Raw genomic sequence first — 9892 nt, forward strand, 5'->3', positions numbered from 1 at the left:
ACGATGCGTACTTGGTGAAGGTGGCCGAGGTCAGCCGCTCCGCTGCGCGCGTTCGGCCATCACGTTGCGCCCAAGGTCCTGAGTGTAGACTTCGAGTTCGCTGAGCACGGCCTCTGCCGCAGCCGCCTCCCGCGCCTCGATCGCGTCGGCAATCCGGGCGTGCAACCCGACGATCTCGGTGCGCGAGCGGGCGGTGAAGGTGATCATGTTCATCAAGGGCTGCATCGCCTCGACTGCCCCGGCAAGCTGGTAGGACAGCACCGGGTTGCCGGCGCCGTCCACCAGCGCCCGGTGGAACGCCACATCGGAGGCGCAAAAGGCCTCATCGGTCAGGCCGGGCTGGCCCTGGCGAAAGATCTCGGAGCGCATGGTGGCCAGGTGATCGGCGCTGCGCCGCTGGGCCGAAAGCGGCGCGCAGGCCCGTTCCAGCGCATAGCGCGCCTCGCAGGCGGTGTCGAAGCGGATCGCGTTCATGCTGAGCAGCAGGGTCGAGGTGGTGATCTGCTGGCTGTAGGCATCCTCGTAACTGAGCCGCCGGACAAAGGCGCCGCCGGTGGCGCCGCGCTGGGTGCGGATCAGGCTTTGGGCGGCCAGCCGTTTCAACGCCTCACGCACGGTGGGGCGGGAGACGTGGAAATGATCGGCCAGTTCCGCCTCGGACGGCAGGCGCTCATCCACGATCAGCGCGCCGGACACGATGGCGTCGCGGATCGCGGCGGCGATCTGGGCCGAGAGATCGGCGGGTTTGTTCGGGTCGATTTTCATGGGACCGTGAAATTCATTTGTCAGACATTTAAAAGTCTGACATTTAAAAAGCAAGCTGTGAGTCGGTGTCGGTGAGAGGAATGGGTTTGCCGAGGGCGGGAACGCCAGGCGGCCTCGGTGGACGAAATGAACCGAACTTGAAGGAGAGAGACGATGTTCAACGCGCTAGTGGTGACCAAGGACGAGGACAGCGGCAAGACCAGCGCCGCTGTGCAACAGATCGCGGTCGATGACCTGCCGCAGGGCGAGGTGCTGGTCGCGGTCGAGTATTCCACCCTCAATTACAAGGACGGGCTTTGCATCGGGCCGGGCGCCGGACTGGTGCGAAAGTATCCGCATGTACCGGGGATCGATTTCGCCGGCACCGTGGAAGAGAGCGCGGACGCGCGCTACAAGCCCGGCGACAAGGTGGTGCTGACCGGCCGGCGCGTTGGCGAGGCGCATTGGGGCGGTTACGCGCAAAAGGCGCGGGTGCTGGCCGATTGGCTGGTGCCCCTGCCCGAGGGGCTGGACAGCCGCGCCGCGATGGCGGTGGGCACCGCCGGGTTCACCGCGATGCTGGCGGTGATGGCGCTGGAGGATCACGGGCTGCAAAAGGACCACGGGCCGGTGCTGGTGACCGGCGCCGCCGGCGGTGTCGGCAGCGTGGCGACCGCGATCCTGGCGCATCTGGGCCATGAGGTGGCCGCCGTCACCGGCCGGCCCGAGCAGGAGGCCTATCTGCGTGGCCTTGGCGCCAGCCAGATCGTGCCGCGCGACGAACTGACCGAGGTCACCCGCAAGCCGCTGGAGAGCGAGCAATGGGCCGGCTGCGTCGATGCGGTGGCGGGCGCCATGCTGGGCCGGGTGCTCAAGCAGATCAAATATGGCGGCTCGGTCGCCGCCATCGGCCTGGCCGGGGGCGCCGCGATCGAAGGCGCGCTGATCACCCCCTTCATCCTGCGGTCGGTGAACCTGCTGGGCATCGACAGCGTGATGCAGCCCTATGACAACCGTCTGCGCGCCTGGCAGCGGATCGCGAGGGATCTGCCGATGGACAAGCTCGAGGCGATGGTGCAGCCCGCCACACTGTCGGATCTGCCGCAACTGGGGGCCGATATCCTCAAGGGGCAGGTCAAGGGGCGCGTGGTGGTGGACGTCAACGCCTGACACCCATCCCTGCCGGAAATGTCGGAAGCCGCGATCAAAGGGTCGCGGCTTTTTTGCATTTCAGACGGATCTGCGGTTACGGTGATCCAACGGACCTGCGACAATCTGTCAGGTACGTCAGCGAAATCCGTGCGCTCTGCGGGGTTCGAGCCTGTGCCGCCCGGCCCCCCGGCTCGCTCGAGACAAACAGGGAGGGACATTACCCGTGTTTTCCAAGATCATGGCGCCGGTGGACCTGGCGCATCTGGACAAGTTGCGGCGCGCGATCGATTGCGCGGCCGACTTGGCCGGTCATTACGGGGCGGACCTGGTCTATGTCGGCGTGACGGCCGAAACCCCGGGTGCGCTGGGCCACAACCCGGCCGAATACGCCGCGCGGCTGGAGGCCTTCGCCGCCGAACAGGCCGAGGCGCATGGCATCATCGCAAGCGCCCACGCGATGGCCGCGCACGATCCCACCACCGACCTCGACGACGCCCTGTTCAGGGCGATCGACGACATCGGCGCCGACCTGGTGGTGATGCAGAGCCATGTTCCCAACCTGACCGATTACATCTGGCCCTCGAACGGCGGCAAGCTGGCCGCCCACGCCAAGGTCTCGGTCATGGTGGTGCGCGGCTGATCCGCCGAACGAAATACATGCGAACAGGAGGTCTTTGATGGCCGACGATACAACAAACCAGGGGATACCGGAGCCCGAGGGGCATTCGGATATCATCGACACCGATTACCAGATCGGTCAGGACAACATCGAAACCCGGATCGGCCCGTTCGGGATGGACATCCACAACCCGGTGTTCCTGATCTCGGGGCTGTCGATCGTCGCCTTCGTATTCTATGCGCTGGCGCTGCCAGAGCAGGCGAGCGCGATCTTTGGCTGGCTGCGGCCCTGGCTGACCAGCACCTTCGACTGGTTCTTTCTTGGGGCGGCGAACATCTTTGTGCTGTTCTGCCTGTTCCTGATCGTCAGCCCTTGGGGCCGGGTGCGGCTGGGCGGGGCAGAGGCAACGCCGGATTACACCTATGTCGGCTGGTTCGCGATGCTGTTCGCCGCCGGCATGGGCATCGGGCTGATGTTCTTTGGCGTGCTTGAGCCGGTCTATCACATGGCGATCTCGGAACCGCTGGGGGTGGCGTCGCCGTTTGCCGAGGATGGCAGCATCATCGCCGCCAATGTGGCCGCTGCCAAGACCATGGGGCTGGCCGCGACGATCTATCACTGGGGGCTGCACCCTTGGGCGATCTATGCGGTGGTGGCGCTGGCGCTGGCGCTGTTCAGTTTCAACAAGGGGCTGCCGCTGACCATCCGCTCGGCCTTTTACCCGATCCTTGGCGAACGTGTCTGGGGCTGGTGGGGCCATCTTATCGACACGCTGGCGGTGTTCGCCACGCTGTTCGGGCTGGCTACCTCGCTCGGGTTCGGGGCGCAGCAGGCCAATGCCGGACTGACCCACGTGTTCGGCCTCCCGATGGGGATCTCGACGCAGGTGGTCCTGATCACGGTCATCACCGCGATTGCGCTGGTCTCGGTGCTGCGCGGGCTGGATGGCGGGGTCAAGGTTCTGTCAGAAATCAATATGGGGCTGGCGGCGCTGTTGCTTCTCTTTGTGCTGATCGCCGGGCCGACCCTGCTGATCCTGACGGATTTCCTGTCCGGGCTGGGTGCCTATGCCAAGGAGTTGATCCCGCTGTCGAACCCGATCGGGCGCAGCGATACCGGCTATGCTCATGGCTGGACCACGTTTTACTGGGCCTGGTGGATTTCCTGGTCGCCCTTTGTCGGCATGTTCATCGCCCGCGTCAGCCGGGGCCGCACGGTGCGCGAATTCATCATCTGCGTGCTGATCATTCCCAGCCTTGTTTGCGTGCTGTGGATGGCGGTGTTCGGTGGGGTTGCGATTGATCAGGTGCTGAGCAGCCCCGAAACCAGCGCGGTCAAGGCGCAGGTGATCGACAGCTATAACCCGCCGCTGTCGCTGTTCGCGATGCTGGAGGGTCTGCCACTGGCCAAAATCACCTCGGTGATTGCGATCGTGCTGGTGATCGTGTTCTTTGTCACCTCGTCGGATTCAGGCTCGCTGGTGATCGACACCATCACCGCAGGCGGCAAGGTTGATGCGCCGGTGCCGCAGCGGGTGTTCTGGTGTGTGTTCGAGGGTGCCGTGGCGATCGTGTTGTTGATCGGCGGTGGTCTGGGCAGCCTTCAGGCAATGGTGATCTCTACCGGGCTGCCGTTCACCGTGGTCCTGCTGGTGATGTGCTGGGCGATCTGGCGCGGCCTGATGGCCGAGCGGCGCTGAATTCGCGCAGCTGCGACAATTGACATCGGCCCCGGGGTGCTTGCGCCCCGGGGTCGTTTGCAGTTGAGTGCCGGTCAAACACGGCGGCGGATACGCCGGAACGGACGGAGGAACGAATGAAGCTGGATATCGATTTCGTGCGGGCGCAATTTCCCGCGTTTTCCGAACCGGTGCTGCAGGGGCAGGCGTTCTTCGAGAACGCCGGCGGCTCCTATACCTGTGCGCCGGTGATCGACCGGCTGACGCGCTATTACACCCAGCGCAAGGTCCAGCCCTACGCCCCCTACGAGGCCAGCCGCCTTGCGGGCGAGGAGATGGACGAGGCCCGCGCCCGCATGGCCGCGATCCTGGGGGTGGAGACCGATGAGCTGTCCTTCGGCCCCTCGACCACGCAAAACACCTATGTGCTGGCCCAGGCCGTGCGCCAGTGGATGCAACCGGGCGAGGCGATCGTGGTCACCAACCAGGATCACGAGGCCAACTCCGGCCCTTGGCGCCGGCTGGCCGACGAAGGCATCGAAGTGCGCGAGTGGAAGATCGACCCGGCGACCGGCCACCTGAACCCCGAAGATCTCGAAGATCTGCTGGACGAAAGCGTGCGGCTGGTCTGTTTCCCGCATTGCTCCAACGTGGTGGGCGAGATCAACCCGGTGACCGAGATCACCGCCATGGCCCATGCCGCCGGGGCCTTTGTCTGCGTCGACGGCGTCTCCTTTGCGCCGCACGGGTTTCCGGACGTGGGCGCGCTTGGGCCCGACATCTACCTGTTTTCCGCCTACAAGACCTTTGGCCCGCATCAGGGGCTGATGGTGATCCGTCGCGCGCTGGGCGCGCTGCTGCCGAACCAGGCACATTATTTCAACGCCGACACGCTCTACAAGCGGTTCACTCCGGCCGGACCGGATCACGCACAGGTCGCGGCCAGCGCGGGGATGGCCGATTACTATGACGCGCTTTGCGATCATCACGGCGGGCCGGGAACGGGGGCCGTGGAACGCGCCGGTTTCGTCAATGGGCTGATCCGGGCGCATGAGGTGGAATTGCTGCAACCGCTGCTGGACGCGGTATCGGCGCGCAACGATCTGCGGCTGATCGGCCCCTCGGATGCGGCGCGACGCGCGCCGACGGTGGCGCTGGCGCTGAACCGCCCGGCCGAACCGGTGGCGGCGGACCTGGCCGCGCATGGGGTGATGGCAGGCGGCGGCGATTTCTACGCGGTGCGCCCCCTCCAGGCGATGGGGGTCGATCCGGCGCAGGGCGTGCTGCGGCTGAGTTTCACCCATTACACCCATCCCGACGAGATCGCCCAGCTTCTGACAACGCTGGAGAAGGTTCTTTGAGTTTTTCGTGATCCGGCCCGCGCCGCCCCGCGTATGCAGAAAAAAGCGGGTGGAATATGAGCGAGCCTTCTTCTTCGGTGATTGTCTGGTTCCGGCGCGATCTGCGGCTGTCGGATCACGCGGCGCTGGCGGCGGCCTGCGGCGGCGGCCGCCCGGTGATCCCGATTTTCATCCTCGATGAGCAGGCCGAGGCGCTGGGCGCGGCGCCGAAATGGCGGCTGGGCCGGGGACTTGCCGCGTTGCAGGCAGAGCTGGAGCGTATCGGCAGCCGTCTGATCCTGCGTCGGGGCGAGGCGCGCGGGGTGCTGAACGACCTGATTGCCGCGACCGGGGCAGGGGCGGTGCATTGGACACGGGCCTATGATCCGGCGGCGCAGGCCCGCGATTTCTCGGTGAAAGCCGACCTCAAGGCGCACGGGATCGACGCCCACTCGTTTCCCGGGCACCTGCTGTTCGAGCCCTGGACGGTGGAGACCAAGACCGGCGGCTATTACCGTGTGTTCTCGCCGATGTGGAAGGCGGTGCGACAGCGCGACGTGGCCGCGCCGGAGCCGCGCCCGGGAACCATTCCGACGCCGGATCGCTGGCCGCGCTCCGACCGGCTGGAGGATTGGGCGCTCGGCGCCGGGATGCGGCGCGGCGCTGATGTTGTGGCACCCCACGTGCAGGCGGGCGAGGTCGCCGCACAGGAACGGTTGGACCTGTTTCTCGACGCGGGCATCGGGGCCTATGACACGCGGCGCGACATCCCCGGGGTGGATGGCACCTCCGGCCTGTCGCAATACCTTTCGCTGGGCGAGATCAGCCCGCAGCGGTGCTGGCACGCCGGCCTGCGGGCGCGGCAAGAGGGCCAGCCCGGCGCCGACACCTTTCTCAAGGAGCTGGTCTGGCGCGAGTTCGCCTATCACCTGATGTACCACAGCCCGCATATCCTGACCGGGAACTGGCGCCCCGAATGGGACCGGTTCCCGTGGCGGACCGACCCGGCGCATCCGCATGTGCTGGCCTGGAAACAGGGGCGCACCGGCATGCCCTTCGTCGATGCGGCGATGCGTGAGATGCATGTCACCGGTCGGATGCACAATCGCGGGCGGATGATCGTGGCAAGCTATCTGACAAAGCACCTGATGACCCATTGGCGCATCGGGCGGGACTGGTTCGAGCAGCACCTGGTTGATTGGGACCCGGCCAGCAACGCGATGGGCTGGCAATGGGCTGCCGGATCGGGGCCGGACGCCGCGCCCTATTTCCGCGTCTTCAACCCCGAGACCCAGTTGGACAAGTTCGACCGCGACGGCGCCTATCGCCGGGCCTGGATCGCCGAGGGGCAGGGCGCGCCGCCGGAAACCGCGCTGGCGTATTTCCATGCCATTCCAAAGCGTTGGGCGCTGTCGCCCGATGATCCCTATCCTGCGCCGGTGGTCGGCGCATCGGAAGGCCGAAGAATTGCGCTGGAGGCTTACCAGGGCCGTGCGTTGGCCGACATTCCCTACAGTTGACTTGCCTGGCGGGAAAACCCGGCCTAGCCTTGATCTCAAGCGGACAAATGGAGGGGTGGATGATCCTGACATCGACCGAGGGGCAGAAGAACCTGCCGAGATATTTCGCGCAGGTCATGACGCTGCTGCGCACGATGGATTGCGGCCGCCTCGACATCAAGCTGCCCGACGGGCGGGTGTTCCGCGCCGAGGGGCGCAGGCCGGGGCCGGTGGCCGAGATGCATGTGCACAACCCCGATCTGTTCGCCCGGCTGATCCGCGAGGGCGACCTGGGGTTTTGTGACGCCTACCTCGAACATTGGTGGAGCACGCCGGATCTTCAGGCCTTCATGGATCTGGTGCACCGGGGCAACGACACCGTCTATGACGGGTTTCCCGGGCAGGGGCTGGTCCGGGCGTTCGAGAAACTCCGGTTCTGGCTGCATCGCAACCACCGCAAGCAGGCGCGCAGGAACATCTCCTATCACTACGATCTGGGCAACGATTTCTACAAGCTGTGGCTCGACGGGACGATGACCTATTCCAGCGCGCTGTTCGAGACCGGGCAGGAACCGCTGGAGCGGGCGCAGCAGGCCAAGTACGCCAGCATGATCGACCAGATGGGCGCGCGCGCGGGCGATCACATCCTCGAGATCGGCTGCGGCTGGGGCGGCTTCGCGGAATATGCCGCGCGCGAGCGCGGGTTGAAGGTGACCGGGCTGACCATCAGCAGCGAGCAGTTGAAGTACGCAAAGGAACGCATTGAAAATGCAGGGCTTTCCAATAAGGTTGAATTCAAGCTTCAGGATTACCGCGACGAACGTGGCCAGTATGATGGCGTCGCCAGTATCGAGATGTTCGAGGCCGTGGGCGAGAAATACTGGCCGGTCTATTTCGACACTCTGCGCGAACGGCTGAAGCCCGGGCGCAATGCCACGCTGCAGATCATCACCGTCGCGGACCGCCGTTGGGAGGTTTACAGGCGCGGGGTGGATTTCATCCAGAAGCATATCTTTCCCGGCGGGATGCTGCCCTGTCCGCGGGTATTGCAGGAACAGGTGGACCGGGCCGGGCTGAGCGTGGTGCGCTCGATGGAGTTCGGGCCAAGCTATGACCTGACGCTGCGCCGCTGGCACGAGACCTTCAACGCCAAGTGGGACGAGATTGCCGAGATGGGGTTCGACGACCGCTTTCGGCGGATGTGGAATTTCTACCTTACCGCTTGCGCCGCCGCGTTCGACAGCGCCACAGTGGACGTGACACAGATGACCGTGTCGCGGCCGGGATAGGTGCAGGATGCCCACCGCCGCCCGCCTGATCGCCGCCCTCTGCCTGGCCGTTGTGGCCTTTGCCGTGTCCGTGCAGGTCATGCCGCAAATGCCCGAGGGCATGGATTTCGGGTATTTCGTTCCGGTAAACATCGGCATCGGGCTTGTCTGCGGCTGGGTCGTGATGGGGCGGTATCGGTCGCAGGGGGTGGTGGGCGCGTTGAACAACGGCCTCGCCGGGGTTGCTGTCCTTGTTTTCTGGGGTTTGGTGGTGCAGGGGGGGAACGAGATGTTCCGCCTGGCGATGGATCGCCGGTTTCATGGCCCCGTTGACGCGATCTATGCGGTGTTCGAGCTTTCGGTCGGCTATGCGCAGTACCTGTTGACCCCGGGAATCGTGGCAACGGTGCTGATCGGGGGGCTCCTGTCGGGGCTCATGACGCGCCTGGCCGGAATGCTCTGGCGCTAGATATTTCAATTCGAAGGTAGTCGGAATTTGGCTGATCTGTTCTTTTACGGAACCCTGCGGCATGGCCCGCTGCTGGAAATCGTTCTGGGCCGGGAGAGCGATGCGCTCGACATCCGCGCGGCCTCTCTTGCCGATCATGCCGTGCACTGGGCGCAGGACGAGGTGTTCCCGCTGATCCTGCCATCGAGGGGGGAAATCGCGCCGGGCGTATTGGTGCGGGGGCTTGGCGGCGAGGACCTCGCGCGGCTGTCGTTCTATGAGGGCGGCTTTGGCTATCGGCGCGAAACCGTACAATTGACCCTCGAAAACGGGGAGTCCGCGTCGGGCGAGGTGTTCTTTCCCGACCCCGGCTTGTGGCAAGCCGGGCTGCCCTGGGCGCTGGAGGATTGGGCCGCGCGTTGGGGCGCGGTCACCTGCCGGGCGGCGCAGGAGGTGATGGGCTACTACGGGCGGGTCAGCCAGGATCAGATCGCCGAGCGGTTTTCTTCGATCCGCCGCCGCGCGTGGAGCTGGGTGAGGGCGCAGGCGCGGCCGGAGGATCCGGCGCGCGAAATCGCCCGTGACGTTGCGGTGGAGACGCATCGGTTCGCGCATCTCAGCTTCTTCGGCATGGAGGAGGCGGACCTGCGGTTCCGCCGCCATGACGGGACGATGAGCCCGGCGCTGAACCGCAGCGCCCAGATGGTGGGGCAGGCGGCGGTTGTTCTGCCCTATGACCCGGTGCGCGATGCGGTGCTGCTGGTCGAACAGTTCCGGGCCCCGGTTTTTCTGGCCGGAGACCCGGCGCCCTGGGTCTGGGAGCCGGTCGCGGGGCTGGTCGATCTTGGCGAGACCCCGGAGCAGACCGCGCGGCGCGAGGCGGTGGAGGAGGCGGGGCTTGAGGTGCGGCGGCTGGAAAAGGCCGGCGAGGCCTATTCCAGCACCGGTTCCTCGGGGGAATATCTTCACCTTTTCGTGGGGATCGCCGACCTGACCCGGACCACCGAGAGCGGCGGGCTGGACGAAGAGGGCGAGGATATCCGCAGCGCGATTGTCAGCTTCGACGCGTTGATGGCGGGGCTCGACGGTCATCGCTATCGCGACATGCCGCTCTTGGTCACCGCGCATTGGCTGGCACGGCACC

9 protein-coding genes are annotated in these 9892 nt (G+C 65.7%); 8 read left to right on the forward strand and 1 reads right to left on the reverse strand.

From position 1 onward, the window contains the following. Positions 1-30 precede the first annotated feature (30 nt). The gene (locus tag P1U75_RS16130) at positions 31-765 is read right to left on the reverse strand and encodes an FCD domain-containing protein (protein WP_300245119.1); all 735 of its coding nucleotides are present in this window, start codon (positions 763-765) and stop codon (positions 31-33) included. Between the two features lie 153 nt (positions 766-918). On the opposite strand from P1U75_RS16130, the gene acuI reads away from it, so the two are divergent. From acuI to P1U75_RS16170, 8 genes are all read left to right on the forward strand, one after another. Then, entirely contained in the window at positions 919-1914 is a 996-nt protein-coding gene (gene acuI / locus P1U75_RS16135) for an acryloyl-CoA reductase (RefSeq protein ID WP_300245120.1), read from the forward strand. A 205-nt stretch (positions 1915-2119) separates the two neighbouring features. After that, positions 2120-2536, forward strand: coding sequence for a universal stress protein (locus P1U75_RS16140; RefSeq protein ID WP_300245122.1), 417 nt, complete (start codon positions 2120-2122; stop codon positions 2534-2536). 37 nt (positions 2537-2573) lie between these two features. After that, positions 2574-4214 carry a BCCT family transporter gene (locus P1U75_RS16145; RefSeq protein WP_300245123.1) on the forward strand — a complete coding sequence of 547 codons (1641 nt, stop codon included), beginning with the start codon at positions 2574-2576 and terminating at the stop codon, positions 4212-4214. A gap of 116 nt (positions 4215-4330) precedes the next feature. Then, on the forward strand, positions 4331-5554 hold the full coding sequence (locus tag P1U75_RS16150; protein ID WP_300245124.1) for an aminotransferase class V-fold PLP-dependent enzyme: 1224 nt from the start codon (positions 4331-4333) through the stop codon (positions 5552-5554). Positions 5555-5610: 56 nt separating this feature from the next. After that, complete coding sequence (locus P1U75_RS16155; protein WP_300245125.1) at positions 5611-7053, forward strand: deoxyribodipyrimidine photo-lyase; 1443 nt, start codon at positions 5611-5613, stop codon at positions 7051-7053. 59 nt (positions 7054-7112) lie between these two features. Further along, a complete protein-coding gene (locus P1U75_RS16160) occupies positions 7113-8321 on the forward strand; it encodes a cyclopropane-fatty-acyl-phospholipid synthase family protein (protein ID WP_300245126.1) in 1209 nt (402 codons plus the stop codon). Between the two features lie 7 nt (positions 8322-8328). Continuing rightward, the gene (locus P1U75_RS16165; protein WP_300245128.1) at positions 8329-8769 is read left to right on the forward strand and encodes a TrgA family protein; all 441 of its coding nucleotides are present in this window, start codon (positions 8329-8331) and stop codon (positions 8767-8769) included. Positions 8770-8796: 27 nt separating this feature from the next. Continuing rightward, a partial coding sequence (locus P1U75_RS16170; RefSeq protein WP_300245130.1) for an NUDIX domain-containing protein occupies positions 8797-9892 on the forward strand: 1096 nt, incomplete at its 3' end.

The organism is Antarcticimicrobium sp., from assembly GCF_029212575.1.
Classification (GTDB): Bacteria; Pseudomonadota; Alphaproteobacteria; order Rhodobacterales; family Rhodobacteraceae; genus Antarcticimicrobium.